General features: G+C 71.6%; 26 protein-coding genes. 17 read left to right on the plus strand and 9 right to left on the minus strand.

Annotation, left to right across the window (positions count from 1 at the left end; genetic code table 11):
- Positions 1-25: 25 nt before the first annotated feature.
- The 7 genes from Vlu01_RS06945 to Vlu01_RS06975 all read left to right on the plus strand — a co-directional run bounded on the left by Vlu01_RS06945 (position 26) and on the right by Vlu01_RS06975 (position 7,392).
- Positions 26-2,848, plus strand: a complete 2,823-nt coding sequence (locus Vlu01_RS06945; protein ID WP_203995609.1) for a Na+/H+ antiporter subunit A — start codon at positions 26-28, stop codon at positions 2,846-2,848.
- Positions 2,845-3,312, plus strand: coding sequence for a Na(+)/H(+) antiporter subunit C (locus tag Vlu01_RS06950; protein WP_203995611.1), 468 nt, complete (start codon positions 2,845-2,847; stop codon positions 3,310-3,312). The genes Vlu01_RS06945 and Vlu01_RS06950 overlap by 4 nt, the downstream gene beginning before the upstream one ends.
- The gene (locus Vlu01_RS06955) at positions 3,309-4,886 is read left to right on the plus strand and encodes a Na+/H+ antiporter subunit D (RefSeq protein WP_203995613.1); all 1,578 of its coding nucleotides are present in this window, start codon (positions 3,309-3,311) and stop codon (positions 4,884-4,886) included. The genes Vlu01_RS06950 and Vlu01_RS06955 overlap by 4 nt, the downstream gene beginning before the upstream one ends.
- Entirely contained in the window at positions 4,883-5,512 is a 630-nt protein-coding gene (locus Vlu01_RS06960; protein ID WP_239095756.1) for a Na+/H+ antiporter subunit E, read from the plus strand. Before Vlu01_RS06955 ends, Vlu01_RS06960 begins: the two co-directional genes overlap by 4 nt.
- Positions 5,509-5,772, plus strand: coding sequence for an MrpF/PhaF family protein (locus tag Vlu01_RS06965; RefSeq protein ID WP_203995615.1), 264 nt, complete (start codon positions 5,509-5,511; stop codon positions 5,770-5,772). The genes Vlu01_RS06960 and Vlu01_RS06965 overlap by 4 nt, the downstream gene beginning before the upstream one ends.
- Positions 5,769-6,143, plus strand: coding sequence for a monovalent cation/H(+) antiporter subunit G (gene mnhG, locus Vlu01_RS06970; protein WP_203995617.1), 375 nt, complete (start codon positions 5,769-5,771; stop codon positions 6,141-6,143). The genes Vlu01_RS06965 and mnhG overlap by 4 nt, the downstream gene beginning before the upstream one ends.
- Before the next feature lie 307 nt (positions 6,144-6,450).
- Positions 6,451-7,392 carry an RtcB family protein gene (locus tag Vlu01_RS06975; protein WP_203995618.1) on the plus strand — a complete coding sequence of 314 codons (942 nt, stop codon included), beginning with the start codon at positions 6,451-6,453 and terminating at the stop codon, positions 7,390-7,392.
- A gap of 37 nt (positions 7,393-7,429) precedes the next feature.
- Here Vlu01_RS06975 and Vlu01_RS06980 read toward each other — a convergent pair whose 3' ends face one another.
- Complete coding sequence (locus tag Vlu01_RS06980; protein WP_203995619.1) at positions 7,430-8,362, minus strand: hypothetical protein; 933 nt, start codon at positions 8,360-8,362, stop codon at positions 7,430-7,432.
- Between the two features lie 226 nt (positions 8,363-8,588).
- On the opposite strand from Vlu01_RS06980, the gene Vlu01_RS06985 reads away from it, so the two are divergent.
- Together Vlu01_RS06985 and Vlu01_RS27775 are read left to right on the plus strand one after the other, a co-directional pair.
- Positions 8,589-9,791, plus strand: coding sequence for an MFS transporter (locus Vlu01_RS06985; protein ID WP_203995620.1), 1,203 nt, complete (start codon positions 8,589-8,591; stop codon positions 9,789-9,791).
- 176 nt (positions 9,792-9,967) lie between these two features.
- A complete protein-coding gene (locus tag Vlu01_RS27775) occupies positions 9,968-10,090 on the plus strand; it encodes a hypothetical protein (RefSeq protein ID WP_275409265.1) in 123 nt (40 codons plus the stop codon).
- 21 nt (positions 10,091-10,111) lie between these two features.
- Here the strand turns inward: Vlu01_RS27775 and Vlu01_RS06990 are convergent, their stop codons facing one another.
- The 6 genes from Vlu01_RS06990 to Vlu01_RS07015 all read right to left on the minus strand — a co-directional run bounded on the left by Vlu01_RS06990 (position 10,112) and on the right by Vlu01_RS07015 (position 15,261).
- Entirely contained in the window at positions 10,112-10,768 is a 657-nt protein-coding gene (locus Vlu01_RS06990; RefSeq protein ID WP_203995621.1) for a maleylpyruvate isomerase family mycothiol-dependent enzyme, read from the minus strand.
- Complete coding sequence (locus tag Vlu01_RS06995) at positions 10,765-11,322, minus strand: DUF488 domain-containing protein (RefSeq protein WP_203995622.1); 558 nt, start codon at positions 11,320-11,322, stop codon at positions 10,765-10,767. The genes Vlu01_RS06990 and Vlu01_RS06995 overlap by 4 nt, the downstream gene beginning before the upstream one ends.
- Positions 11,323-11,497: 175 nt before the next feature.
- Positions 11,498-12,394: a Gmad2 immunoglobulin-like domain-containing protein gene (locus Vlu01_RS07000; RefSeq protein ID WP_203995628.1), complete on the minus strand. Its 897-nt coding sequence runs from the start codon at positions 12,392-12,394 to the stop codon at positions 11,498-11,500.
- Complete coding sequence (locus tag Vlu01_RS07005; RefSeq protein WP_203995629.1) at positions 12,391-13,890, minus strand: ATP-binding protein; 1,500 nt, start codon at positions 13,888-13,890, stop codon at positions 12,391-12,393. The genes Vlu01_RS07000 and Vlu01_RS07005 overlap by 4 nt, the downstream gene beginning before the upstream one ends.
- 13 nt (positions 13,891-13,903) lie before the next feature.
- On the minus strand, positions 13,904-14,584 hold the full coding sequence (locus Vlu01_RS07010) for a response regulator (protein ID WP_203995634.1): 681 nt from the start codon (positions 14,582-14,584) through the stop codon (positions 13,904-13,906).
- Positions 14,585-14,682: 98 nt separating this feature from the next.
- The gene (locus Vlu01_RS07015; RefSeq protein WP_203995636.1) at positions 14,683-15,261 is read right to left on the minus strand and encodes an AMIN-like domain-containing (lipo)protein; all 579 of its coding nucleotides are present in this window, start codon (positions 15,259-15,261) and stop codon (positions 14,683-14,685) included.
- Positions 15,262-15,495: 234 nt separating this feature from the next.
- Between Vlu01_RS07015 and Vlu01_RS07020 the strand changes: the two genes are divergently transcribed.
- From Vlu01_RS07020 to Vlu01_RS07030, 3 genes are all read left to right on the plus strand, one after another.
- The gene (locus Vlu01_RS07020; protein ID WP_203995638.1) at positions 15,496-16,680 is read left to right on the plus strand and encodes a snapalysin family zinc-dependent metalloprotease; all 1,185 of its coding nucleotides are present in this window, start codon (positions 15,496-15,498) and stop codon (positions 16,678-16,680) included.
- Between the two features lie 154 nt (positions 16,681-16,834).
- The gene (locus tag Vlu01_RS07025) at positions 16,835-17,881 is read left to right on the plus strand and encodes a TRM11 family SAM-dependent methyltransferase (protein ID WP_203995639.1); all 1,047 of its coding nucleotides are present in this window, start codon (positions 16,835-16,837) and stop codon (positions 17,879-17,881) included.
- Positions 17,882-18,062: 181 nt separating this feature from the next.
- Entirely contained in the window at positions 18,063-19,178 is a 1,116-nt protein-coding gene (locus Vlu01_RS07030; protein WP_203995640.1) for a ricin-type beta-trefoil lectin domain protein, read from the plus strand.
- Positions 19,179-19,281: 103 nt separating this feature from the next.
- Here Vlu01_RS07030 and Vlu01_RS27910 read toward each other — a convergent pair whose 3' ends face one another.
- Both Vlu01_RS27910 and Vlu01_RS28055 read right to left on the minus strand, forming a co-directional pair.
- A complete protein-coding gene (locus Vlu01_RS27910) occupies positions 19,282-20,988 on the minus strand; it encodes a sulfatase-like hydrolase/transferase (RefSeq protein WP_203995641.1) in 1,707 nt (568 codons plus the stop codon).
- A gap of 14 nt (positions 20,989-21,002) precedes the next feature.
- Complete coding sequence (locus Vlu01_RS28055; protein ID WP_203995642.1) at positions 21,003-21,824, minus strand: CDP-alcohol phosphatidyltransferase family protein; 822 nt, start codon at positions 21,822-21,824, stop codon at positions 21,003-21,005.
- Between the two features lie 96 nt (positions 21,825-21,920).
- Between Vlu01_RS28055 and Vlu01_RS07045 the strand changes: the two genes are divergently transcribed.
- The 5 genes from Vlu01_RS07045 (at position 21,921) to Vlu01_RS07065 (ending at position 26,218) form a co-directional block, all read left to right on the plus strand.
- On the plus strand, positions 21,921-22,901 hold the full coding sequence (locus tag Vlu01_RS07045; RefSeq protein ID WP_203995643.1) for a zinc-dependent alcohol dehydrogenase: 981 nt from the start codon (positions 21,921-21,923) through the stop codon (positions 22,899-22,901).
- 3 nt (positions 22,902-22,904) lie between these two features.
- Entirely contained in the window at positions 22,905-23,336 is a 432-nt protein-coding gene (locus tag Vlu01_RS07050; protein WP_203995645.1) for a 6-pyruvoyl trahydropterin synthase family protein, read from the plus strand.
- Positions 23,320-24,372, plus strand: coding sequence for a glycosyltransferase family 4 protein (locus Vlu01_RS07055; RefSeq protein ID WP_239095757.1), 1,053 nt, complete (start codon positions 23,320-23,322; stop codon positions 24,370-24,372). Before Vlu01_RS07050 ends, Vlu01_RS07055 begins: the two co-directional genes overlap by 17 nt.
- Positions 24,369-25,193 carry a methyltransferase domain-containing protein gene (locus Vlu01_RS07060; RefSeq protein WP_203995647.1) on the plus strand — a complete coding sequence of 275 codons (825 nt, stop codon included), beginning with the start codon at positions 24,369-24,371 and terminating at the stop codon, positions 25,191-25,193. Before Vlu01_RS07055 ends, Vlu01_RS07060 begins: the two co-directional genes overlap by 4 nt.
- Positions 25,194-25,279: 86 nt before the next feature.
- Positions 25,280-26,218: a lysylphosphatidylglycerol synthase domain-containing protein gene (locus Vlu01_RS07065; protein ID WP_239095769.1), complete on the plus strand. Its 939-nt coding sequence runs from the start codon at positions 25,280-25,282 to the stop codon at positions 26,216-26,218.
- Positions 26,219-26,223 lie beyond the last annotated feature (5 nt).

Raw genomic sequence — 26,223 nt, forward strand, 5'->3', positions numbered from 1 at the left:
GTCTGATGATCTCTGGGGAGGCTGTGTGCTGGCACTGGTGGCGGTCCATGCGTTGGCAGCTGTGATCGCCCCGGGGCTGGTGCGGCTCTGGGGACGCAACGCTCTCTACCTGGTGGCGCTGGCGCCGGGCGCCACGCTGGTCTGGGCGCTCACGAACACGAGCGGGGTACGCGGCGGTGAGCCGGTCGTCGAGACGGTGCCGTGGGTGCCGCAACTCGGGCTGGAACTCGCCCTGCGGATGGGGACGCTGTCCTGGCTGATGGTGGTCCTGGTCGGTGGGGTCGGCGCGCTGGTGCTGGCCTACAGCGCCCGCTACTTCCACACCGGCGATGCCGGTCTCGGTCGCTTCGCCGCCGTCTTCGTCGCCTTCGCCGGCGCGATGCTCGGCCTGGTGATCTCCGACGACCTGCTGCTGTTGTACGTGTTCTGGGAACTGACCACCGTCTTCTCGTACCTGCTGATCGGCTACGACCCGGTGAAGCGCGCCGGCCGGCGGGCCGCCATGCAGGCCCTGCTGGTGACGACGCTGGGCGGTCTGGCGATGCTCGCCGGGTTCGTCATGCTCGGCCAGCACGCCGGCAGCTACCGCTGGTCGGAGGTCGCGGAGAACCTGCCCGGTGGTGGCTACCTCGCCGTCGCCGTGGTGCTGATCCTGCTCGGCGCGCTCAGCAAGTCGGCGATCTTCCCGTTCAGTTTCTGGTTGCCGGGCGCGATGGCCGCCCCGACGCCGGTCAGCGCGTACCTGCACGCCGCGGCGATGGTGAAAGCGGGCGTGTTCCTGGTCGCCCTGATCGGACCGGCGGTCGCCGAGGTCACGCCCTGGCGGCCGGTGCTGCTGGTCACCGGCCTGATCACCATGTTCCTCGGCGGTTGGGCCGCGTTGCGTCAGGTCGACCTCAAGCTGCTGCTGGCGTACGGCACGGTCAGCCAACTCGGCCTGCTGATGGTGATCCTCGGTGGGGGCACCCGGGACGCCGCGCTGGCCGGGGTGGCCATGGTGCTGGCCCACGCGTTGTTCAAAGCCACCCTCTTCCTCACCGTCGGCATCGTCGATCACGCCACCGGCACCCGGGACCTGCGCGAACTCAGCGGACTCGGTCGTCGGTCACCGGCCCTGGCGGTGGTGGCGGGACTCGCCGCCGCCTCGATGGCCGGTCTTCCGCCGATGGCCGGGTTCGTGGCCAAAGAGGCCGCGCTCGAGGCGCTGCTGCACGGGGGCACCGCCGATCTGGTGGTGTTGGCCGGTGTGGTCTTCGGCTCGGTGCTGACCGTCGCGTACACCCTGCGGTATCTCTGGGGGGCGTTCGCCGTCAAAGACGGCATCCCGGCCACCGAGGCCCGGCCGGTCTCCTGGTCCTTCCTCGCCCCGGCGGCGGTGCTGGCGATTGCCGGCGTCACCGTCGGTGTGCTCGCTCCGGCGGTGGATCGCCTGCTCGCCCCCTACGCCGACCTCTATCCCTCCGCCGAGCCCGGCTACCACCTGGCCCTCTGGCACGGCCTGACGCCGGCCCTCGGTCTGTCGGTCCTCGCGGTGGCCGGCGGCGTCGGGCTGTTCCAGCTGATGCGCCGCGAGCGGGTACGGGCCACCCTGCGACTGCCGTTCGACGGCGCGGCCGTCTACCGCAAAGGCATCGGGCTGGTCGACCGGGTGGCGGTGGAGCTGACCGGTGCGACCCAGCGCGGTTCGCTGCCGTTCTACCTCGGCGTCATCCTGGTGGTGCTGGTCCTGCTGCCGGGTGGCGCGCTGGTGGCCGGTGGTCCCTGGCCGCAGCGGTTCCACCTCTGGGACACGCCGTTGCAGGGGGTCGCCGCAGCCGTGGTGGTGGTCGCCGCCGTGATGGCCGCCCGCGCGCTGCGTCGGCTGACCGCGATGATTCTGGTGGGTGTCGCCGGATACGGCATCGCGTTGCTCTTCATCCTGCACGGCGCGCCCGACCTGGCGTTGACCCAGTTCCTGGTGGAGACCGTCACGATCGTGATGTTCGTGCTGGTGCTGCGGCGGCTGCCGGCGAAGTTCTCGGAACGACCGATCCGGTCCAGCCGGCGCGGCCGCGTCGCCCTCGGGGTCGCGGTCGGCACGGTCACCGCCGGCATGGCGTACGTCGCCGCCGGCGCCCGGCAGGCCGTGCCGATCTCCGTCGACTTCCCCGACGGGGCCGTGTCGTACGGCGGCGGCAAGAACGTGGTCAACGTGACCCTGGTGGACATCCGGGCCTGGGACACCATGGGCGAGATCGCGGTGCTGGTGGTGGCCGCCACCGGCGTGGCCAGCCTGATCTTCCGTCACGCCCGTGACCTGGACCGGCGCAGTGACATACCGGGCGGCGGTCGGGCGGAGTCGACCCGACCCCGCTGGCTGACCACCGGCGCCACCGCCCGCGCGCAGTCGGTCATCCTCCAGGTGATCACTCGGCTGCTGTTCCACGCCATCATGCTGTTCGCCATCTATCTGCTCTTCAGCGGCCACAACGCGCCCGGCGGTGGCTTCACCGCCGGCCTGGTCGCCGGCCTCGCCCTGGCCGTGCGCTATCTGGCTGGCGGGCGTACCGAACTCAACGGGGCGGCACCCGTCGACGCGGGTGTGGTGCTCGGCGCCGGGCTCTTCGTGGCCGTCGGTACCGGCGTGGCGGCGATGCTGCTCGGCGGCGAGTTCCTGCAGAGCGCGTTGCTCGACTTCCACCTGCCTCTGCTGGGGCACATCCACTTCGTCACGTCGGCCTTCTTCGACGTCGGTGTCTTCCTGATCGTCGTCGGCCTGGTCCTGGACATCCTGCGCAGTCTCGGTGCCGAGATGGACCGCCAGCACGAGACCGAGGACGACGAGGTACGGGAAAAGGAGCTGGTGTGACACCGAACCTCACCTACGTCATCGTGATCGGCGTGCTCGTCGCGGCCGGTGTGACGTTGCTGCTGGAACGCAGCCTCACCCGGGTGCTGATGGGGGTCATCCTGCTCGGCAACGGCGCCAATCTGCTGCTGCTCACCGGTGGGCGCGCCGGTGGGCCGCCGATCGTCGGCACCACGCCGCAGGAGGAGATGAGTGATCCGTTGCCGCAGGCGATGATCCTCACCGCCATCGTGATCACTCTCGGCATGACCGCGTTCCTGCTCGCCCTGGCCTACCGAAGCTGGCACCTCAACGGCCACGACGAGGTGCAGGACGACGTCGAGGACCGCCGGATCATGGATCTCGCGGAGCGCGACGAGGTGCCGGACGACGACGTCGACGGTGACGACGACGATGACGACGAGACGGAAGCCGGAGCTGAGCGGACGCTGGCCGGCACGGTGGACTCGGGGAGGGCCGGATGACGCACCTCGTTCCCCTGCCGGTGGTGATGCCACTGCTCGGCGCGGCCCTGACGCTGCTGCTGCTCGGGCGCCCGCGCGCCCAGCGGTGGGTGAGCCTGACCGTGCTCACCGCCACCGTCGGGGTGGCCGCCGCGCTGCTGGTGAAGTCCAGCGTGGATGGGCCGCTGGTGGTGGAGGTCGGCGGCTGGGCCGCCCCGCTGGGCATCGTGCTGGTGGCCGACCAGCTCGCCGCGCTGATGCTGGTGGTCTCCGCCGCGGTGACCCTCTGCGTGCTGGTGTACTCCATCGGGCAGGGTATGGCCGACGGCAACGAGGAGACGCCGCTGTCGGTCTACCACCCCACCTACCTGGTGCTGACCGCCGGCGTGTGCAACGCCTTCCTCTCCGGTGACCTGTTCAACCTCTACGTCGGCTTCGAGATCCTGCTGGTCGCCAGCTACGTGCTGCTCACCCTGGGCAGCACCGAGACGCGCATCCGGGCCGGCACCACCTACGTCGTGGTGAGCCTGCTCTCCTCGGTGATCTTCCTGGTCGCGATCGGCCTGGTGTACGCCTCGACCGGTACGCTCAACCTGGCCCAGCTCGTCGACCGGCTGGACGCCCTGCCGGACGACCTGCGGCTGCTGTTGCAGGGCATGCTGCTGCTGGCCTTCGGCATCAAAGCGGCGGTCTTCCCGCTGTCGGCCTGGCTACCGGACAGCTACCCGACCGCCCCGGCCCCGGTCACCGCCGTCTTCGCCGGCCTGCTCACCAAAGTCGGCGTGTACGCGATCATCCGGACCGAGACGCTGCTCTTCCCCGGCGGGCGCACCGCCACCCTGCTGCTGGTGACGGCGGTGCTGACCATGGTGGTCGGCATCCTCGGCGCGGTCGCCCAGTCGGACATCAAGCGGTTGCTGTCGTTCACCCTGATAAGCCACATCGGCTACATGCTCTTCGGGGTCGGGTTGACCTCGGCGCTCGGGCTGTCCGCCGCGATCTTCTACGTGGTGCACCACATCACCATCCAGACCACCCTCTTCCTCGCCGCCGGCCTGGTCGAACGTCGCGGCGGCAGCACCACCATGGATCGCCTCGGCGGTCTGGCGAGACTGTCGCCGCTGCTGGCCATCCTGTTCTTCGTGCCCGCGCTGAACCTTGCCGGCATCCCGCCGTTCTCCGGATTCCTCGGCAAGCTCGGCCTGGTCCAGGCCGGGATCGACGACGGCGGGGTGTTGGCCTGGATCCTGGTCGCCGGTGGGCTGCTCACCAGCCTGCTCACCCTGTACGCGGTGGCCCGGGTGTGGAACCTGGCATTCTGGCGGGCTCCGCACCCGGAGATGCCCGACTCCGATGAGGCGGCCCAGGCGGCCCGCGTCGAGGGCGCGGTGCAGCCGCAGCAGCCGCTTCCCAACGGGCACTCCGGCGCGGTGCTGCCCAAGTTGATGATCGCGCCGACCGTGGCGCTGGTGGTCTTCGGCCTGGTGCTGACCGTGGTCGCCGGTCCACTCTTCGAGCTCAGCACCGACGCGGCCGACGACCTGCTGCGCCGGACACCGTATGTCGACGCCGTCTTCCCAGGGGGTACGCCGTGAACCCCGACCAGATGACCCCCGCCCCGCCGACCGAGCCGCCGAACCCGCCACTGACCCGATCGGCCCGGCAGCGCAACCAGATCACCGCGATGGTCGGCCTGGTGACGGTGTGGGTGCTGCTCTGGGGCACGCTCTCCTGGGCCAACGTGATCTTCGGACTGGTGGTGGCCGCGATCCTTCTCGCGGTCTTCCCGCTGCCGCCGGTGACGTTCGCCGGCCGTATCCACCCGATCGGGATGCTGCGTTTCTGGCGGCGCTTCCTGAGCGACCTGGTGGTCGCCTCCGTACAGGTCGCCTGGCTGGCCCTGCGGCCGAGGCACGTCCCGCGCAGTGCGATCATCGCGGTCCCGATGCGGGTGAACACGGACCTCAACCTCACCCTCACCGCCGAGGCGCTGACCCTGGTGCCGGGCAGCCTGATCCTGGAGGCCGACCGCGCCACCGGCACTCTCTTCGTCCACGTCATCGGCGTGAACAGCCGGGACGAGGTCGAACAGTTCCGGCGCGGGGTGTACGACCTGGAAGCGCGCATCGTCGAGGCCATCGGCTCACCCGACGAGCTACGCCGCGTCCGCACGATCGGGTACCCGAACCCGCCGGCCGACCTGGAAGGGGAACCGACATGACCACCGTCGCCGTGACCGTGACCGCGTTGCTAGCGGTGGCCGGCGGGCTGACCCTGACCCGCGTCATCCGTGGCCCGTCGATCCTGGACCGAGCCGTGGCCACCGATGTGCTGCTGGCCATCATCGTCGCCGCGATCGCCACCGAGGCCGCCTACAGCCGCGACGCCACCGCCCTGCCGGTGCTGGTCGTGCTCGCGGTCCTCGGGTTCGTCGGGTCGGTCAGCATCGCCCGTTTCGCCACGCGGAGGAAGAGCGAATGACCCTCGACGCCGTCCTCGACATCGTCGCCGCCGTCTGCCTGATCAGCGGCGCGCTGCTCAGCCTCGCCGCCGGGGTGGCCCTGGTGCGCTTTCCCGACCTGCTCACCCGGATGCACGCCGCAGCCAAGCCGCAGGTCCTCGGGCTGCTGCTGGTGCTGGTCGGCTGCGGGGTGCGGCTGCGTACCGGCGTGGACATCACCACGCTGGTGCTGGTTGGCGTCTTCCAACTGGCCACCGCCCCGGTGGCCGCGCACATGATCGGCCGGGCCGGATACCCGCACGAGGAGATCCGCACCGATCTGCTGCTCACCGACGAACTCGCCGCCCACCTGGACCGGCTCGCCGGTGAGCGGGACGAGGCCAGGGCCTGAGGGCCGTGCAATATCCATTGCGGGCGACCCAGGTCGTTCGTAGTCTTCTCGGCATCTGATCAAGACGGGCACCGGAAGGAGGCACGCCGTGCGGCAACGGAACCACTGCTGGCCGACCGGCGTGCTCGTGCCCACCGGCGCATCAGCCGGCCTGATCACATCGCCCCGGCGAACGGACGGACGCAGCTAGCCAGCGCGTCGACCGACGCCGAGGGCCGCCCCACCCGCCACGGGCCGGGGCGGCCCTCGTGTTCTCAGCACCCCGCGTCGTCTGGCGGGGTTTCACCGTGCAATCAGGAGAAACACCATGGGCTTCAGCCTGCTCGCGGGGACGCGAGCGCCGGTACGGGTCTGGACCGACCCGTACGCCATCGAGCCGCAGGCGGCGCGGCAACTGCGCAACATCGGCGCGCTGCCCTGGGTGCAGGGCGTCGCGGTCATGCCGGACGTGCACTTCGGCAAGGGCGCCACCGTCGGCTCGGTCATCGCGATGCGGCAGGCGGTCTCGCCGGCCGCCGTCGGGGTCGACATCGGCTGCGGCATGTCGGCGGTGCGTACCTCGCTGACCGCCGCCGACCTGCCCGACGACCTGGCCGGGCTGCGCCGGGCGGTCGAGGACGCCATCCCGGTCGGCTTCGCCCAGCGTGACGAGCCGGTCGACCCGCGCCGGGTCCGAGGGCTGGACCAGCGTGGCTGGGGCGACTTCTGGCGGCGCTTCGCCGATCTCGATCGGCGGGTGGCGCAGCTGGAAACGCGGGCCCGGCGGCAGTTGGGCACCCTCGGCGGCGGCAACCACTTCATCGAGGTCTGCCTGGAGTCCGGTGGCGTCGACGCCGGGCGGGTCTGGTTGATCAGTTGCCACCACAACTACGTGGCGGAGGAGATTTACGAGGGGGTGGACGTGTTGGTGACCCGGAAGGGCGCTATCCGGGCCGGCCTCGGTGACCTGGGAATCATCCCCGGTTCGATGGGCACCGGTTCGTACATCGTCCGCGGCTCGGGCAACGACTGGAGCTACCGTTCGGCCTCGCACGGTGCGGGCCGGCGCATGTCCCGGGCGCAGGCGAAGCGCACGTACAGCACCGCGGACCTGGCGGCGCAGACGTCGGGTGTGGAGTGCCGCAAGGACGCCGGAGTTCTCGACGAGATCCCCGGCGCGTACAAGGACATCACCGAGGTGATGGCGCAGCAGGATGACCTGGTCGAGGTGGTCGCCCACCTCAAGCAGGTGATCTGTGTGAAGGGTTGAGCGACGGTCGACGCCCGTCGGGGGGCGGGCGTCGACCCTACGCCCCGTCGGCCGCGCTGATCTCCGTGTGCCAGTCCGGCACATGTGCCTCGGCGAGGCGGTGCCACGTCGCCGGGCCGCCCCGCAACGGCCAGGCACGGGTGGTGCCGTAACCGGTTTCGACACCGCGTAGGTCGCGGGCGAGGCGGCGGTGCACGGCGGCGAGGGCCTCCGCCGCGCCGGGCGTACCGGCGGACACCTGGTGCCGTACGGTCTGAGCGGTCGTCGCGTAGCGGCGCACGGTGGTGTCCGTGTCGACGTCGACCTGGTGCTGGTCCACGAGGGAGAGCATGAGCACCGGCGGCAGGCCGTCCTCGGCGACAGCGGCAACGAGTCGATCGTGACCGTCCAGCACGACAGGGCAGTCGAGACCACTGATCCACCAGAGCAGCACAGGGGGGAGCATGCCCTCCCGGAACTGCTTCCGGTAGGCCCTGACCCGCCCGGCCTCAGGGTTGGCCAGCGGGCGCAGCGGCAGGATCTGCCGGCGCCGGTCTCCGCTGAACCAGTCGCCCCAGCCCCGGTCGTGCGGCAACAGGACCGGGGTCCGGTGCCGCGCCGCGTCGCCGTCCGGGCGGGCGACGTCGCCGCCGATCACCCAGCGACCCGCGTGTAACGGCCCGTCAGCGGTTCCGGACAGCGCGGCAGCGAAGTGGTGCGCCCACCGCCCCCGCCAGACGCCGCCCGCGTCGGCGGTGCCGAAGGCCGCCGCCTGGGCCGCGCGGATCGGCGCGACCGGCGGGCGGTGCTGCCCGGTTGTGGCGTACGCGACGCCGAAGCGGTCATCAGCCACGCTGGCCAGGAGCACGATCTCGGTGCCGTGCCGCAGCACGAGCAGGCCGCGGCCGGCTGCCTCCACCCGCAGGGCGGGCCGAGCCGGCTGTTCGACGTCGAGGACCAGCGCATGCCACGCGCCCTCCGCGCTCGACATGGGAAGGTTCCTCCGGCGTACCACCGACTTCTGCTGGGCCACGGACCCATCATCGGTCACCGCAGGCCGGCCGCCCACCGATGACGCCCCGGGAGGGCCAGCGCCGTCGACCAGAGCGGACGACGGCGAAAAACCGTTTGACGGCGTACATATTCTGATCCTCCGTACCTTCGGCGGACCGTGAGTCGCGAGGGGGGCCCTGCCCTCTCGACACTCAGGAGCCGCAATGCGCCGCCGACCCGCCGTCACCTTCCTCCTCGGCACCGTCTTCCTGGACATGCTCGGGCTCGGCCTGATCGTGCCGATCATGCCGGCGCTGATGACATCGGTCACCGAGGACGCCGCCGCCGCTGTCTTCTGGTCCGGCCTGCTCGGCTCGGTCTACGGCCTGCTGCAGTTCGTGGTCTCACCACTGCTCGGGCGGTTGTCCGACCGCTACGGCCGCCGTCCGGTTCTGCTCGCGTCGTTGACCTGCCTCGGCGTCGACTGGCTGGCCCACGCGGCGTCGCCCAGCCCGTGGACCCTGTTGGTGTTCCATGCCGCCGCCGGTGCGTGCGCGGGAACGTACACCGTGGTCAACGCCTATATCGCCGACGTCACGGAACCTGGTTCGCGGGCCCAGGCGTACGGGTTGATCGGTGCCGCCTTCGGGCTCGGCTTCGTCGCCGGCCCGGTCCTCGGCGGCCTGCTCGGCGCTGTCGACGTACGCCTGCCGTTCGTCGCCGCCGCCGTGTTGTGCTTCGCCAACGTCGCGTACGGCTGGTTCGTCCTGCCGGAGTCGCGATGCGGCGACCCGAGCACCCCGTTGACCCTGCGGCTGGCGAACCCGGTCGGTGCCATCGCCACCGTCCTGCGCCGGCCGGTGCTCGGCCGCCTCGCCGGTGCCCGCTTCTGCGCCGACGTCGCCCGGATGACCCACCAGTCGACCTGGACGTTCTTCCTCACCCACACGTTCACCTTCAGCACCATCCAGATCGGCGTCGTGCTGGCCGCCTCCGCGCTCGCCGGAGCGGTTTACCAGGCCCGAGCCGTCGGACCGGTGGTGCGGCGCCTCGGTGACAAGCGCGCCGCGGTCGCCGGCAGCCTCCTCGGCTTCACCTCGCTCGCCGCGACGGCGTTCGTGTCCGTGCCGTGGCTGCTCTATCTTCTGTGCGCGGTCGGCGTGCTCGGTTCGGTCGCCAGTGCCGCCGCGCAGTCGTGGATCTCCCGCACCGTCCGGGCCGATGAGCAGGGCACCGTACAGGGCGCGTTGACGAGCATCGGCGCGATCGCGGAGACCGTCGTGCCGGTCACGGCCGCAGCGGCGTTCGGCTGGTCGCTGACGTACGCGTCACCCGGCTCGGTCTACCTCGGCGCGGCCGTCTTCGCGGCCGGGTCGGCGCTGCTGCTGGCGGTGACACCCGACCTCCGGTCGAGGCCGTCCGGGTAGACCCACATGGGCCGGCGCCATGGTGTCCCTCGTCCCTGGTGGGGATCCGGGCCGTTGTAGTAACGGACGTCCGACAGATCCACGGCGAGGGAACGGAACGGCACCTCCACGGTCACGTCGGTGACGCTACGAGTCGTCGTCGCATCGGGGAGCGGCAGGCGCTCGCCCGACGGGGCATGAACCAGTACGCGCCACCGAGTCGCCTGCACGTCTGGCTGAACGAGGTCACGATCCGCGCGGTCACCCTGCCCGGCATCCGTGACCTCGTCCGTCGCGGCATCGAACGCCAGAACCGCTGATCTGGCCGGTCCCGGCGTCCGTCACGTCGTCGCGCACCGGCTGAGCAGAAGCGGCACACCGTCGCCGGTCAGGTCGGCGCAGTAGGCCCGACGTCCGGTCATCGCCATCGTCAGGGCGAGCGTGGAGCCGGACACCAGCGGCCCGGCGCCGGTGGTGAAGGGCCCGTCCGTCGCCGCCAGGCGCAACCCACCGATCCGGCCCTTGGCCGGTACGGTGAGGTCGGAGCCGGCGAAGTACTCGGCGACCCGGGTGACGGTCTCGATCGGGTACGCGTGCTCCAACCCCAGAGGGCGGCGGATGTCCTCGCCGTGCACGACCTGCTCGCCGAGCATCGCCAGCACCGGCAGGGGCGGCTTGGTGGTGCTGGTGATGATCTGGCGGAACCGGTCCAGGGTGTCGTCGGGGGTGTCGCCCAGTTGTTCCCTGAGTCGCATGAGCACCTGCCGGTCGAAGTCGAACCGGCACCGGATCACGCCCAGCATCCAACGCCTGGGGGTGAGACTCGCCGCCGCGGTGAGATGGGCGAGGACCTCACGCACCGTCAGGCCCGTACACAGCGACGGTGTGGTCCACCGGTCGGCGGTCAGGCCAGCGAGGTCGTCGGCCAGCGCCGCCCGTTCCGCGTGGACCAGCGACCAGAGGACGGCGCGTTCGTGTCGGGCAGTGTGCTCGTTCATGCAGTGGACCCCGCCGAGGGCGGGTAGGTCACCTGCCCGTCGGTGCCGATCGACGGTGTCGCACCCCACCTGCCGAGTTCGTGCCGCCGTGGCGTGGCGTTGCCGATCAGGTGCCACACCGTCCAGCCGTCAGCGGTGAGCGTGCTGGCGATCAGCAGCCGGTGGCAGCGCCACGGCATCGGCTCGCCGCACATGATGGCGGTGCGGTGCTCCGTGGCGAGGTCGGCCAGTCGCCTGATGCCCTCCTGATACTGGGGCGTCAGGGTGTAGTCGGCGTAGTTCTTGAAGCTGGGTTGCCGCCAGCCGGCGTTGACCTGCGGATCCACGTCCTGTTTGCGGCGTCGGCCGCCCAGCTCGGGCAGGTGCACGTAGTCGATGCCGGCCCGCTCCAGCCAGTGCGGCAGCGCGTCGCGGCTGAACTGCGGGTTGCGTCGCGACCCGGGATGCGCGCGAACGTCGGCGAGCAGACTGATGTCGTACTCGTGCAGCGGCTTCAGAAACGCCGGCTCCGGGCACGTCCAGTGCCCGATGCTCCAGATCTCCCGCGATGTCACTATCGGCCTCGTTTGGTGGAGCTCGTCGTTGTCGCGCCGGTTGGCGACACTCGCCGCCGTCAGGCCGAACAGTCCGAGCGTACGGCCACGGAGGCGCCGCCGCCCGACATGGGCGCACGCCGGCGGATCACCGCCACGCCACGCCGGGAAACCGTCGCCGGTAGGGAACGGTGGTCTACCCGGTGGCGGCCAGCGTCACCGGTACGGCGACGGTCTTCGTGCGGGAGCCGTCGGCGGCGGACACCTCGTACACCTCGATCGTGCCGGGCTGCTCGCGGACCAGCCGGTATCGCACGGTGGCCCGGTAGCTGCCCCGGCAGCCGGTGCCGCAGGTGGCGGTGGTGAAGCCGGTGGCGAGCTGCCGGCCGGTGGCGTCGAGCACGCGGACGTTGACGGTCGCCTCGAACACGTTCGCGGTGCCGGTCACGGTGACCGGGCTGGTCACCCGGTCACCGATGGTCGGAGCGGTCACCACGATCGGGGGCAGCAGGTCGGCGTAGTCGCTGCGGTCGGCCGGCGCGGCGGTGCCGAAGGCGACCTGCCGGACGGTGGGGAACTGGGTGAGCGTGTAGACCACCTGCGCCTCCCGTAACCGGCCGGTGGCCGGATCGGGCGCGGCGGCCAGCCGGACCGTGGCGACACCGGCGACGATCCGGCTCACCTGTGCGCCGTCAGGCAGCAGGGTGACCAGACCGGTGGCGGACTCGGCGGTGGTCGGTCCGGCGGCCAGTTCGTCCAGGGCGAGCCGCGACGTGGCCACCGTGGCAGGTCGGGTGCGTCGGGTCGGTGCGAGTCGCCCGTCGCGGACGTACCACAGGTGCAGGGTGAGGGTGGCGGGCCGGCTGGTGCCGGTGGTGCCGATGCCCGGCGTGGTCGGGGCGGGGGCGTCGGTGGGCGACGGCGCGATGGTGGTGGGCGGCGCGGTGGTCGTCGGTGGGGCGGCGCTGGTGGGGCCCGGCGGGCTCGACGTGACAGCCGTGGGTGCCGGGCCGAGTGAACCGGACCGCGACGGCGCGCACCCGGCCACCAGGAGCAGCAGGGCGCTCAGCATGGCGACGCGTCGGCGGATCATCCGGCACCGCCGGACGGTGGGTCCGAGCGCTCCGGCCCGGCGTCGTCTGATGTGTCGTCCGCCTCGGCGTCGGGTGGCGTCTCGGCGGGCAGGTCCAGGCGGAATCGGGTGCCGGCGTCGGGGGCACTGTGCACGGTCAACCGGCCGTCGAGCAGCCGGGCGTTCTCCCGGGCGATGGCCAGACCGAGTCCGCTACCGCCACCCGAGCGCGATGGATCGACCTTGTGGAACCGGTCGAACAGGCGCGGCAGGTGCTCGGCCGGGATGCCGGGCCCCTGGTCGTCGACGTCGAAGAGCACCCGATCATCTGTCCGGTGGGCCCGTACGCGGATCTCGCCGGCACCGTGTTGCACGGCGTTGGCGATCAGGTTGCCCAGCACCCGTTCCAGTCGGCGCGCGTCGGTGCGCAACCGCAGCGGGCCGCCGTCGATCGTCACCCGGTCCGGCCAGCCGCGCGCGGCGACGATCGCGCGCAACAGGGCCGGCGCGTCCACGTCGGTCACGCTGACCGCCTCCCGCCCGGCGTCCAGCCGGGAGATCTCCATCAGGTCCTCCACCAGGCGGCGCAGCCGGACCACATCGGTGACCAGCAGCTCACCGGCGCGCCGGGCGTCACCCGGCAGCTGGTCGAGGTGCTCGCGCAGCAGCGAGGCCGCGCCGACCAGGGCGGTCACCGGGGTACGCAGCTCGTGCGCCACGTCGGCGGTGAAACGCCGCTCCCGTTCCTGCGCGCGGTGCAGGGCCGCGATCTTCGCCTCCAACGCCTCGGCCATCTCGTTGAACGAGGCGGCCCAGGCGCTGAACTCGTCGCGTCCACCCACCGGCAGCCGGGTGGCGAGCAGGCCCTCGGTGATGGCCCGCGCGGCCCGGCTGGCCCGCCCCACCGGTTCCAGGGTGCGCCGGGCGAGGGTGTGCCCGACAGTGGCGGCGAGCAGCACCACCAGGACCCAACCGGCCGCGAGCGCGTTGCGGAGCTGCTCCAGCCCGGCGGCGAGGTCCCCCTCACCGGTGATCACGTACAGCTCGGCGGTCGAGCCGGGAATCCGGCCCCCCACCACGAGCAGCTCGGAACTGCGCTGATAGCCGAGCTGTCCGGCCGCGACGGTGCTCCGCAGCCGCGCAGTCAGGGGTGGCGCGTACGCCGGGTCGGAGGGCCACAGGTCACCGGCGACCAGCACCACATGCCGGCCGCTGCTCTCGAAACTGGTCAGCAGTTCGGTGCGGCGCTGCTCGGTCAGCGGCAGGAACTGCCCGGCGAGCACCAGTTGGTACCGCGCGTCGGCCGCGGCGGCGTGCAGCGACGCGTCGTAGCGGGCCTGTCGCAGCAGCAGGTACGACCCACCGGCGAGCGTCCCGGCGGAGATCCCGGCGACCAGCACGAACGCGATGGTCAGCCGACGGCGCAGCCGCCCGGGACGCACGGTCTGCCGGTCCGCCGCCGCGACCCGTGCGGGCGAGCTGCCGATCGTCGCCGCCGGTGCGGGCCTGCTGCCCATGGTCTGCGCCCGCTCAGCCGGCGACGAGCTTGTATCCGGCGCCGCGTACCGTGCGGATCAGCCGAGGGTTGCCCGGGTCCTCCTCGACCTTGGCGCGCAGCCGCTGCACCGCCACGTCGACCAGCCGACTGTCACCCAGGTAGCTGTGGTTCCAGACGCGGTCGAGCAGCAGCTCGCGGGTGAAGACCTGCCCAGGTCGGCGGGCCAGCTCCAGCAGGAGCCGGAACTCGGTCGTGGTCAGCGGTACCTCCTGACCGTCGCGGCGGGCCACGAACGCGCCAGGGTCGATCTCCAGGCCGCCGACCCGCAGCGGACCGGGCTCGGACGGCACCGCCGTGCGGCGCAGCACCGAACGGACCCGGGCCACCAGTTCGGGCAGGTCGAACGGCTTGCGCAGGTAGTCGTCGGCACCGCATTCGAGCCCGACCACCACGTCGATGGTGTCGGTGCGGGCGGTCAGCATGAGGATCGGCACCGCGCTGCTGCGCCGGATCTCCCGACACACCTCGAGGCCGTCCAGGCCGGGCAGCATGACGTCCAGCACGATCAGGTCGACCGTCCCGGCCCGCCAGGCGGCCAGGGCCTGTCGGCCGTCGACTGCGGTCTCCACCCGGAAACCGGCGCGGCGCAGCCCGAGGGCGGTGACCTCCCGGATGGAGGCGTCGTCCTCGACCACCAGCACGCGGCCGTCCATGATGCACCCAGGGTAGTCCCGGGAGGTCGGTGGGTCACTCGGCGTGACGGGCGGAGGTGGGGGGCCGGCCGGTGCCGGACCCCCACCGCAGCGGTCGGTCATTCCTGCCACTGGTGCGCCACGTCGAGCACGATCCGGCTGTGGTCACCGGGACCGGCCAGGACGAACGCCCGGAACGGCAACCGGGCGCGGACACCGACGGCGAAGGTGGTGTAGCCCTCGAAACTGCCGCCGAAGACCACGTCGCGCAGGGTCCGGTAGCGCAGCACGTTGGCCACGTGCTCGCCGGTCCGGTACGGCACCGTCGCGAGATGCTCGTCGTCGTACGCGGGGGCGCGCAGCGAGACCCGCAGCAGCGCGTCACCGGCGGTGTACGGCGACAACGCCAGCCCTTCACCGTCGGTGTACGTCTCGCCGTACCCGACGGAGTAGCCGGTGACCGGGCCGTCGAACTCGAACACGACCCGGTCGTAGCAGTCGTGCCGGCCGGTGCGTACGTCGATCAGTGGTGCGGAGCTGAGTGCCCCGGCGGTCTTGTCGCCGCTGCCCCAGGTGATCCCGCAGTACGGCGCGCCGGTCGCCGCCTGCTTGGCGGTGGTGGGGGTGGCCGTGACCGTCGCGGCGATCAACGTGGCGAGCGCCACGAGCAGCGTGGTGGCGGTCCTTCTGATCCGCATCCTCATCTCCTTTCTCGTCCCGCCGCGACCTACCGCGCGAGCGGGTGTGACCTGGTGGGATCCACCGTCGTGCCGGCTCGCCACCGGAGTTTCACGGTGGCGTAACGCGCGAGTAACAGCGGCGGGCGGTATGACGCATTCGCGATGACAACCGGCCCCGAATGACCATTAATATTCACGCACATCGATTGCGGCGTGTGTGGGCGCGCCGCTCAGTCCGCAGGGGAGTACGAGATGATCCGACGACAACTGCTGCGCGCGGCCACCGTCGCGCTGGCGGCGGTGCTGGCGGCAACCGGGGTGCAGGTGGTTACCGCCGCCAGCGCCTCCGCTGCCCGGACCGTCTACTACGACGCCAGCCGGGCCGGCGAGTTCCGGACCAACTTCGACCAGGCCGCCCAGATCTGGAACAGCCGGGTCAGCAACGTCCGGCTGGTGGCCCGCACGCCCGGCAACATCACCATCTACGTCGACAACGGCTGGCCCCGGGCGCAGACGACCAGCCTCGGCAACGGCCGGGTCTGGATGGGATGGGAGGCGGTCAACCAGGGCTACCACCGCACCCGGATCGCCACCCACGAGATCGGCCACATCCTCGGCCTGCCCGACCGGCGTACCGGGCTCTGCTCCGACCTGATGTCCGGCAGCAGCGCACCGGTCTCCTGCACCAACGCCAACCCCAGCGCGGCCGAGGCGAGCCGGGTCGACCAGCTCTTCGCCGGCAGCCGGAGCACGTCGGTCGACGCCGCGACCTACACCTGGACCGAGGACTCCGACATCGGGATCCTCGTGGTCAACGGCCGGCCGGCCACCGAGAACTACCCGTGGCTGGTGTACTCCTCCGGCTGCACCGCCACCCTGATCAAGGCCAACTGGGTGGTCACCGCGAAGCACTGCCCGACCCCGTCGTCGGTGCGGGTGGGCAGCACCAACCGCAGCAGCGGCGGCACGGTCGTCCGGGTCAGCCGGGCGGTCAACCACCCGAGCATCGACGTCAAGCTGTTCCAGCTGGCCAGCTCGGTCAGCTACGCACCCGCGCCCATCCCGACCACCTCAGGTGCCGTCGGTACGGCCACCCGGATCATCGGGTGGGGTCAGACCTGCGCGCCCCGTGGCTGCGGCTCCGCGCCGACCGTGGCGCACGAACTGGACACCTCGATCGTGGCGGACAGCCGGTGCAGTGGCATCAACGGCCCGTACGAGATCTGCACCAACAACACCAACGGCAACGCCGGCGCCTGCTACGGAGACTCCGGCGGCCCGCAGGTGCGTCGGATCAACGGCGTGTGGAACCTGATCGGCGCGACCAGCCGCGCCGGCAACAACAACTCCACCTGCGCCACCGGCCCGTCCATCTACGGTGACCTGCCCTCGATCCGCTCCTGGATCAACACCCAGGTAGGCGGCCTCCCCGCCTGACCTTGCCCCCGTCGATCATGCAGTTGTGGTGCCTCACGAACGCCTCGAACAGGGGCATTCCGGGTGCCACAACTGCATGATCGCGTGAGAGGGGGGCGGGAGGGGGCGGGAGGGGTGGGGGTGGGGTGGGGGTGGGGTGGGATAGTGGTGGGTTGTGACGCGGTGTGGGGTGTTGATTCTGCCTTCGGGTAATCGGGTGTATTCGGGGGCGGCGGTCGAGTTGACGCGGGCGGAGCTGGAGATCTTCGGCGACGCGGTGCTCGACGGGCGGCTCGGGGAGGTGGAGACCACCACCATCGGCGGGGTCGGTTACGTCACCTTCACCGTCGCCGGTGGGCTGACCGAACGGGACGTGGCCCTGCTGAGCAACCTCTCCAGCGGGTACGCGTTGTTCGAGTTCGTCGGCGACCTGCTGCGCCCGGTGCCGCTGGCCCGGCTGGACCGCTTCGACGACGACCTGATCACCATCCAGAAGTACCCGGGCAAGACCAACGAACAGTTCACCAGGCTGCTGCTCAACGTCACGCTGCTCGCCTCCGACTGGGCCGGTGACCTGCTGACCCGGCGATTCCGGGTGCTGGATCCGCTGTGCGGTCGGGGCACCACTCTCAACCAGGCGATGATGTACGGCTTCGACGCCGCCGGCCTCGACCGGGACAGCAAGGACTTCGAGGCGTACCGGACGTTCCTCACCACCTGGCTCAAACGCAAGCGGATCAAGCACCGGGTGCTGGAGTCCGGCCCGGTACGCCGGGAACGCAAGGTGGTCGGTCGGCGGCTACGGGTGGAGGTGGCCGCGTCGAAGGAGGCGCACAAGGCCGGCGACGTGCAGTCGGTGGACGTGGTCAACGCCGACACCACCCGGGCCGGCGAGTTCTTCCGTCCGGAGAGCGTGGACCTGCTGGTGGCCGACGCACCGTACGGCATACAACACGGCAGCCGTACCGCCGAGCAGGGCTTGGCCCGCGACCCGCTGGCCCTGCTCGCCGCCGCCGTGCCGGTCTGGGCGCGGTTGCTGCGCCCCGGCGGCGCCCTCGGCATCTCGTGGAACACCAACGTGGCCCGCCGCGAGGCCGCTGCCGAGCACCTGGCCGCCGCCGGCCTCACCGTCCAGGACCACGCCCCCTGGCGCTCCCTGAGCCACCGCGTGGACCAGGCCATCGTCCGCGACATCCTCGTAGCCCGCAAACCCGCCTCCTAGGCCACCCCTCCCGTCCTGCCACATCCCGCCCCCCCCGACCCCGCGATCAGGCACTGCTGGTCCCGAGGAGACGGGTGGCCATCGATTAGTGTCACTGTTAGCGTTCACAGAAAAGGGTGCCAGACTTCGTCGCGATGTCGGAGCTGGTCGCGCCCGGGCAAACAAGTGGCGGGAGTTGATGATGCGGATGAGGGCACGATGGCTCGCTGCGGTCGCCGCGCTCGGTCTGGTGGCCGCCGGTGTGGTGGCGCAGCCCGGCACGGCCAGCGCGGAGTCCAACGGCGGGGTACGGGTGATGCCGCTCGGCGACTCGATCACCGAGGGCACCCAGATTCCGGGCGGCTACCGGATCGGTCTCTGGCAGCGCCTGGTCAACGGCAGGTACACCGTGGACTTCGTCGGGTCGCAGTTCAACGGGCCGGCCAACCTCGGTGACCACGACCACCAAGGGCATCCCGGCTGGCGTATCGACCAGATCGACGCCAACATCGTCGGCTGGCTGAACACCCAGCGGCCACGCACCGTCCTGCTGCACATCGGCACCAATGACATCCTGCAGAACTACAACGTGAGTACCGCGCCGAACCGGCTCTCCACGCTCATCGACCGGATCACCACCACCGCCCCCGACGCGGACGTGTTCGTCGCGCAGATCATCACGCTCTCGAACGCCAACCAGGCGGCGGCCGTACGCACCTTCAACGCGGCGATTCCCGGCATCGTGCAGAGCAAGGTGAACGCGGGCAAGCGGGTCCACCTGGTGAACATGCACAGTGCCCTGACCACCGCCGACCTGATCGACGGCGTCCATCCGACCGCCAACGGCTACGACAAGATGGCCGCGGTCTGGTACAGCGCGCTGCAGTCGGTGTCCGGCAGCATCGGTACCCCGGGCAGTGGCGGTGGAACGACGACGACCGGGATCGTCGGCGCCGCATCCGGCCGGTGCCTCGACGTGCCGGGCTCCAGCACCGCCAACGGCACCCAGCTCCAGTTGTGGGACTGCCACGGCGGCGCCAACCAGCAGTGGAGCTACACCTCCGGTCGGGCGCTGACCGTCTACGGCAACAAGTGCCTCGACGCCGCGGGCTACGGCACCTCGCCGGGCACCCGGGTCACCATCTACGACTGCCACGGTGGGACGAACCAGCAGTGGCAGCTGAACGCCGACGGCACCATCACCGGCGTACAGTCCGGTCTCTGCCTGGACGCCAGCTCCGCCGGTACCGCCAACGGCACGAGAATCGTCCTCTGGACCTGCAACGGTCAGGCCAACCAGCGGTGGAGCCGACGGTAGCCACAGCTACCGTCGGCCGGGGGTCCAGGGCTCGTACGCCCGGCTGGAACGCCGACCGCACGCCGGCTGCCCCCGACCGCACCGACCGGGAGCGTGGTCGCGTTCAGCGACCCTGGGCCCGAGGTCGGTCGGGAGTGGGGCCGAAGGCGGTGAGGAAGCGGTCGCGGAACTCGTTCATCGGCCAGACCGGTGCGTCCGGGTCCGGGGTCAGGCCGTCCTGCCAGCCCCAGTCGCCAATGCGTTGCAGCACCGCCGGATCCCTGGTCACGATGTGGATCGGCACGTCGTGGCTCGGATTCTCGCCGGTGACCACCGGCGCGGGCTGGTGGTCACCGACGAAGATCAGCACCGTGTCGTCGTCGCCGTGCTTCTCCACGTAGGAGACGAGCGTGCGAAGCGTGTAGCTGATGGAGTGCCGGTAACCGGTGCGGGCCTGCGCCGTCGGCGTACCGATGATGCCCCGCCGGAACACCTCGCCGTTGTCGATGGTGTCCCAGTCGACCAGCGACGGCACCTTCGTCCAGGGGGAGTGACTGGACACCAGAGCCAGCTCGGCCATCACCGGACGGTCCCGAGGCCCCGCCAGCTCCCGCTGGTGGAACTGGTGGATGGCGAACTGGTCGGGCATCGGCGCGAAGGCGAACTTCGGGCCCTCGTAGCCCAGGTCGGGACCACTGTAGAACTGCTCGTAGCCGTAGAAGGCACCCTCCGGCCAGGCCTGGTTCACCGCCGGCATCACCCCGACCGTACGCCAGGAGGCGCGCCGGAACGCGTCACCGAGGGTGAACCGGTCGGTGGCCAGCAGGTTCCGGTAGCGCTGGTTGTTGTCGACCCAGAGACCGGACAGCAGGGTGGCGTGCGCCAACCAGCTCGCACCGCCGATGGTGGGCGAGGTGAGGAAGCCGCTGCGGGTGGCGAAACCCGCGGTGGCCAGCCGATCGGCGCTCTCGTCGAGCATCCGGGGGATGGCGGCGAACTCGGCGTCGGTGACCGCGTCGCGACCGTAGCTCTCCACGAACGCGATCAGCACGTTCTTCCCGCGCAGCCCGGTGAGCAACTGGTCGGCGGGCACGTCCCGGAACGGGTCCGTCCCCACCTCGTTGGCGAACACCTGGCGGTCGTACAGCCGATCCCGGACCTCGGCGGCGTGCTCGTGAACGAGGGTGGTGGCGTTGCTGTCGGCCATCGGCATGGCGGGCACGATCCGCACCCCGAAGGCGGCCAGCACCGCCCAGACCACCACCAGCGTGGCGATGGCCCGGGTGCTGCCGGTGCGGTGCCGGGCCAGCAACCGGGACAGCCGTACCGTGGACAGGGCGGTCAGCAGCGGCACGGCCAGCAACATCAGCCCGACCCCGAGCGCGATGGCGATCGCGCCCGGCCGACCGATCGACTCGGCCACGAAGGTGAACGCCTCGTCCAACAGTGACCAGTCCAGCACCAGGTCGAACGGACGTCCCAGCGACGAGTAGAAACCCAGGTCACCGACCTTCACCACGGCGACGAGCCCGAGCAGCCCCCCGGCCAGCGCGGCCACCACCCGGCGGGGCCGACCGGGCAACGCGAGCAGCAGCGCGGCCAGCAGCAGCGCCTCCAACGGGAGCCGCAGGAACGCGCCGGGTTCCAGCTGCCACGGTCGGTTGGGCAGGGTGAACGTGACCAGCACCAGCACGGCGGCGAGCGCCGTGACCACGCGGGCCAGGATCCGGCGGCGGCGGGTGCGGCCCCGCTCGCCTACCTCGATCTCGTCGGGCTCGGTCTTCGTGGTCTGGTCCGCGTGCGGCATGGACGCCGGGGCGACGATCGGCAACTGGCTCTCCCGGGTCAGCGCAGCGACAGGACAGGGGCGATGGACAGGTCCCGCTCGTCGGCCCGCTCGGCCCGACGCACGTCGATCGGCACCGTCGGCAGGGTCGGTACCGCCGTCACCGTCAGGGCTGGCGTGACCCGGACCGCCCGGTGCCGCCACAGCCACCTGACGTCTCGCCCGAACGACTCGACCAGCAGACCCAACGCGGTCAGCAGCACCACGGTCGTCAGCATCCCCGGTAGCACCTGGGCGGCGGCGATCGCGAGCATGATCCCCTGAACGGCGGCGACCACCTTACGCCAGTACCGGGGCGGCAGTTGCGCGTCCACCCAGGGCAGCGCCCAGCCGGCGGCCAGGAAGAGGTACCGCATCAGGCCGATGGCGAGCACCCAGGCGCCGACCGAGGGGGCGACGTAGAGGCTCAACATCAGCACCAGGAACGAGTCGACCTCCATGTCGAACCGGGCACCGAGGGCACTGGTCGTCCCGGTGTGGCGGGCCACCTTGCCATCGACCGCGTCGAGGGCCAGCGCCACCGTCGTCATCGCCACCAGCACCGCCACCGGTGCGGGACGACCGCTGGTCAACGCGTCGGCGATCAAGGCGGTCACCGCCCCGACCAGCAGTCCGCGGCCCATCGTCACCCAGTCGGCCGGTCCCAGCCGGTCCGAGCCCGCGTGACGCAGCCCACGCACGAGTGCCAGGCAGGTCACCACCCCGTACGCCAGGCCCGCCAGCCAGCCCGCGACACCGAGACCGACCGTCGCGGCGAGCCCCGCCAGCAGAACGATCTGGACGATCAGCCCGATTTGCGGACCGGTTCGAACTGTGGACACCGTGCCTCCGTGTTTATGATCGACGACCCCTGACAGGGAACTACGGAAAATACGACGGATCGGTTCGGTCCGGACGCAGGTAAGGAGAAAAATCCGGTGACGCGTACCGCCCTCGCCTTCTGGCTCCGGGCTCCCGGCGTGGGTGAGCTGCGTCCGGTGACACTGCCCGAGCCGAGCGCCGACGAGGTCCTGGTGCGCAGCCGCTACTCCGGGGTCAGCCGGGGCACCGAGACCCTGGTCTTCACCGGTGGCGTGCCCGCCAGCCAGTACGCCGCGATGCGTGCCCCGTTCCAGGAGGGGGACTTCCCGGCCCCGGTCAAGTACGGCTATCTCAGCGTCGGCGAGGTCGAGCAGGGACCGGCGCACCTGCGCGGGCGTACGGTCTTCTGCCTGCACCCGCACCAGAGCGCGTACGTGGTGCCGGCGGAGGCGGTGACCGTCGTACCGGCGGAGGTCCCGGCGGCCCGTGCGGTGCTGGCCGGCACGGTGGAGACCGCCGTCAACGCGTTGTGGGACGCCCCGCCCCTGGTCGGCGACCGGGTCACCGTGGTCGGGGGTGGCATGGTCGGCTGCGCCGTGACGGCCCTGCTGGCCCGCTTCCCCGGCGTACGGGTGGAACTGGTCGACACCGATCCGGCCCGCGCCGAGGTGGCCGCCGCGTTGGGTGTCGACTTCGCCGCCCCCGACAACGCCGCCGACGGCCGTGACCTGGTGGTGCACGCCAGCGCCACCGCCGCGGGCCTGCAACGCGGCCTGGACCTGCTCAGGCCGGAAGGCACCCTGCTGGAACTGAGCTGGTACGGCGACCGGCCGGTGCAGTTGTCCCTCGGTGGCGCGTTCCACTCCGGTCGGTTGAGTATCCGCAGCAGCCAGGTGGGCATGGTCGCTCCGGCACGACGGGGCAGTCGCAGCTACACCGACCGGATGGCGCTCGCCCTGGACCTGCTCGCCGACCCGGCGTTCGACACGCTGATCACCGGCCGGTCGCCGTTCGCGGAACTGCCCGACGTGCTTGCCCGACTCAGCGGGGGCGACCTGCCCGCGCTGTGCCATCTCATCACCTACGACGGGGAGTGAACCGTGTTCAGCGTGACCGTCCGTGATCACATCATGATCGCTCACAGTTTCCGTGGCGAGGTTTTCGGCCCCGCCCAACGGCTGCACGGCGCGACGTTCGTCGTGGACGCCACCTTCCGTCGCCCCGATCTGGACGACGACGGCATCGTGGTCGACATCGGGTTGGCCACCGATCAGCTCAAGGCGGTGCTCGGCGAGCTGAACTACCGCAACCTTGACGACGAACCCGCGTTCGCCGGCACGAACACCACCACGGAGGTGCTGGCCCGCACCATCGCCGACCGCCTCGCCGACCGGATTGGCGCTGGTCAGCTCGGCGTAGGCGCCCGGGGTCTGACCGGGATCACGGTCACCCTGCACGAGTCGCACGTGGCCTGGGCCAGCTACGAGCGGACGCTGCCCGGCTCGACCGCCGTCGGTGAGGGCACCGCCTGACGTGCTGAGCCTGCACGTGATCCTGCCGGGCGACATCGACGACCCGGCGTCACCCAGCGGCGGCAACGGCTACGACCGGCGGATCTGCGCCGGGCTCGCCGCCGCCGGCTGGTCGGTACGCGAGCACGCCGTCCCCGGCGACTGGCCGCGACCGGCCCCGGTGGCGCGCGCCGCGCTGGCGCGGGTACTGGCCGGCCTACCGGACGGCGCGTTGGTGCTGGTCGACGGGCTGGTCGCCTCGGTGGTGCCGGACGAACTCGCCGCGCACTCCGGCCGGTTGCGCCTGGTCGCGTTGGTGCACCTGCCAAGGGACGACGACGCCGAGGCCGGGGCGCTGGCAGCGGTCACCGCGGTGGTGGCCACCAGTTCGTGGACCCGCGACGCGTTGCTGCGGCGGTACGCGTTGCCGGCCGAACGGGTGCACGTGGCCCCGCCCGGGGTGGACCCGGCGGCACCGGCGTCCGGATCGGGGACCGGTTCGGCGTTGCTCTGCGTCGCGGCGGTCGCCCGGCACAAGGGCCACGACGTGCTGGTCGAGGCGCTGAGCGCGGTGACCGACCGGCCCTGGCGGTTGACCTGCGTCGGTCCACTGCACCGGGAGCCGGAGTTCGTCGACCGGCTGCGCGAGCGGATCACCGCGGGACGGCTCGGTGACCGGATCCGGCTGACCGGACCGCTGGCCGGTGACCAGCTCGACGCCGCGTACGCCGCCGCCGACCTCCTGGTGCATCCGTCGCGCGGCGAGACGTACGGGATGGTCGTCACCGAAGCGCTGGCGCGCGGCGTACCGGTGCTCGCCTCGGCCGTCGGCGGACTGCCCGACACCCTCGGGCGCACGGCGGCGGGCGACCGGCCGGGCCTGCTGGTGCCACCCGAGGACCCGGCCGCCCTCGCCACGGCGCTGCGTCGGTGGCTCGACGACGCGGCCCTGCGCGAGCAGCTGCGGCACGCCGCCCTCCGGCGGCGGGACACCCTCGCCGACTGGAACAGCACCGTCGCCCAGATCACCACGGCCCTGAAGGAGGCGTCGGCATGAGCATCGATCTCCCGCCCGATTTCGCGCAGTGGCTCGCGCTGCGGGAACCCGCCGATGTGGCGGCCCGGTCCATGGAGTTGGTCGACACGCTGCGTGCGGCGCTGCCCGGCCACAGACCCCTGGTGGTGCACGATCTCGGCACCGGGACCGGTTCGCTGGGTCGTTGGCTGGCCCCGCTGCTGCCCGGCGCGCAGCACTGGATCCTGCACGACCAGGATCCCGATCTGCTGGCCCGGGCCCGGGCCAGCATGCCCGCCACCGCCGCCGACGGCGCACCGGTGACCGTCGAGACGCGCCAGGGCGACCTGACCCGGCTGACCGCCGCTGAGCTGGCCGACGCCGCTCTGGTCAGCGCCTCGGCCCTGCTCGACATGCTGACCGCCGAGGAACTCGACCAGCTGGTCGCCGCCTGCGCGAAGGCCGGTTGCCCGGCGCTGTTCCTGATCTCCGTGACCGGCACCGTGCGGTTGACCCCGGCCGACCCGCTGGACGACGAGGTCGCCGCCGCCTTCAACGCCCACCAGCGTCGTACCGTCAACGGTCGCCGGCTGCTCGGACCGGATGCCGCTGCCGCCTGCGCCGCCACCTTCGCCCGGCACGGGGTGGACGTGGAGCTACGACCCAGCCCGTGGCGGCTCGGGCCGGATCAGGCCGCCCTGGCGGCGCAGTGGTTCACCGGATGGCTCGACGCGGCCCGGGCGCAACGCCCCGACCTGACCACCCGTTCCGACGAGTACGCACGACGTCGGCTGGCGGAGGCTGAAACCGGTCGCCTCGGGGTACTGGTCGGTCACGTCGACCTGCTGGCGCTGCACCCTTGAACCGGCAGTCGACGAAGTACGTGCGTACAGTCAGGGAAGATCGCCATGCCGGGGAGGCGCGGATGGGGGATGAAGCTGGCAGTGCCATGCCCCGGGCGACCCCGGTGGGCCGCTCGTTCTGGGGTTGGGCCCGGCTGGCGCTGGGCGTGGGCGTCCTCGTGGGACTGCTCTGCTGGTTCGGCACCGGCCCGTTCCTGGCCGGCCTGCGGCTGATCGACGCGCCCGCGTTGGCCGCCGCGCTCGCCATCGGGGTCCTCACCACGGTCTGTGCCGCCTGGCGGTGGAGCCTCGTCGCGGGTGGCCTGGGCGTACGCCTGCCACTGCGGGAGGCGGTCGCCCACTGCTACCGAGCGATCTTCCTCAACGCGACGCTGCCCGGCGGGATCCTCGGTGACGTGCACCGTGCGGTGCGTCACGGACGCGACGTCGGTGACGTCGGACGGGGCATCCGGGCGGTGGTGTGGGAACGGATGGCCGGCCAGGTGGTGCTGGTCGCGGTCGCCGCGGTGCTGCTGTTCGCGTTTCCGTCACCGGTGCGCCCATTCCTGCCCGTGGCCACCGCCGTGGCGGTGGCGGTGCTGGTCGCCGTGGTGCTGGCCGCCCGACTGCTACCGCAGTCAGGTGCCTCCCGGTGGGCCCGCGCCGTGGGCACCGCGGTCTCCGATGTCCGCAACGGACTGCTTGCTCGGCGTACCTGGTTCGGGGTGCTGCTCGCCTCCGCGCTGGCGGTCGCCGGACACCTCGCGACGTTCCTGGTGGCGGCACGCACGGCAGGGTCCACCGCCCCGTTGAGCCTGCTGCTGCCGTTGACCCTGCTGGCCCTGCTCGCGATGGGGGTGCCGGCGAACGTCGCCGGGTTCGGCCCCCGCGAGGGGGTGGCCGCGTGGGCGTTCGCCGCCGCCGGCCTGACCGCCGCCGAGGGGGTGGCCACCGCGACGGTGTACGGCGCTCTGGTGCTCGTCGCGAGCCTGCCCGGAGCCGCCGTGCTACTGGCCCGACGTGTCCGAGTACCCGCCACCGTCTGATGAGG

It is taken from the genome of Micromonospora lutea, from assembly GCF_016863535.1.
Lineage (GTDB): Bacteria > Actinomycetota > Actinomycetes > Mycobacteriales > Micromonosporaceae > Micromonospora > Micromonospora lutea.

Excerpts from the sequence above, each read along its gene's own strand:
- Vlu01_RS06955 (WP_203995613.1), top strand. The coding sequence starts at position 3,309 with ATGACGCACCTCGTTCCCCTGCCGGTGGTGATGCCACTGCTCGGCGCG.
- Vlu01_RS07030 (WP_203995640.1), top strand. The coding sequence starts at position 18,063 with ATGCGGATGAGGGCACGATGGCTCGCTGCGGTCGCCGCGCTCGGTCTG.
- Vlu01_RS07005 (WP_203995629.1), bottom strand. The coding sequence starts at position 13,890 with ATGGGCAGCAGGCCCGCACCGGCGGCGACGATCGGCAGCTCGCCCGCA.
- Vlu01_RS07065 (WP_239095769.1), top strand. The coding sequence starts at position 25,280 with ATGCCCCGGGCGACCCCGGTGGGCCGCTCGTTCTGGGGTTGGGCCCGG.
- Vlu01_RS07000 (WP_203995628.1), bottom strand. The coding sequence starts at position 12,394 with ATGATCCGCCGACGCGTCGCCATGCTGAGCGCCCTGCTGCTCCTGGTG.
- Vlu01_RS06965 (WP_203995615.1), top strand. The coding sequence starts at position 5,509 with ATGACCACCGTCGCCGTGACCGTGACCGCGTTGCTAGCGGTGGCCGGC.
- mnhG (WP_203995617.1), top strand. The coding sequence starts at position 5,769 with ATGACCCTCGACGCCGTCCTCGACATCGTCGCCGCCGTCTGCCTGATC.
- Vlu01_RS07020 (WP_203995638.1), top strand. The coding sequence starts at position 15,496 with ATGATCCGACGACAACTGCTGCGCGCGGCCACCGTCGCGCTGGCGGCG.
- Vlu01_RS06985 (WP_203995620.1), top strand. The coding sequence starts at position 8,589 with ATGCGCCGCCGACCCGCCGTCACCTTCCTCCTCGGCACCGTCTTCCTG.
- Vlu01_RS06975 (WP_203995618.1), top strand. The coding sequence starts at position 6,451 with ATGGGCTTCAGCCTGCTCGCGGGGACGCGAGCGCCGGTACGGGTCTGG.
- Vlu01_RS07015 (WP_203995636.1), bottom strand. The coding sequence starts at position 15,261 with ATGCGGATCAGAAGGACCGCCACCACGCTGCTCGTGGCGCTCGCCACG.
- Vlu01_RS07060 (WP_203995647.1), top strand. The coding sequence starts at position 24,369 with ATGAGCATCGATCTCCCGCCCGATTTCGCGCAGTGGCTCGCGCTGCGG.
- Vlu01_RS07010 (WP_203995634.1), bottom strand. The coding sequence starts at position 14,584 with ATGGACGGCCGCGTGCTGGTGGTCGAGGACGACGCCTCCATCCGGGAG.
- Vlu01_RS06980 (WP_203995619.1), bottom strand. The coding sequence starts at position 8,362 with ATGTCGAGCGCGGAGGGCGCGTGGCATGCGCTGGTCCTCGACGTCGAA.
- Vlu01_RS27775 (WP_275409265.1), top strand. The coding sequence starts at position 9,968 with ATGAACCAGTACGCGCCACCGAGTCGCCTGCACGTCTGGCTGAACGAG.
- Vlu01_RS06990 (WP_203995621.1), bottom strand. The coding sequence starts at position 10,768 with ATGAACGAGCACACTGCCCGACACGAACGCGCCGTCCTCTGGTCGCTG.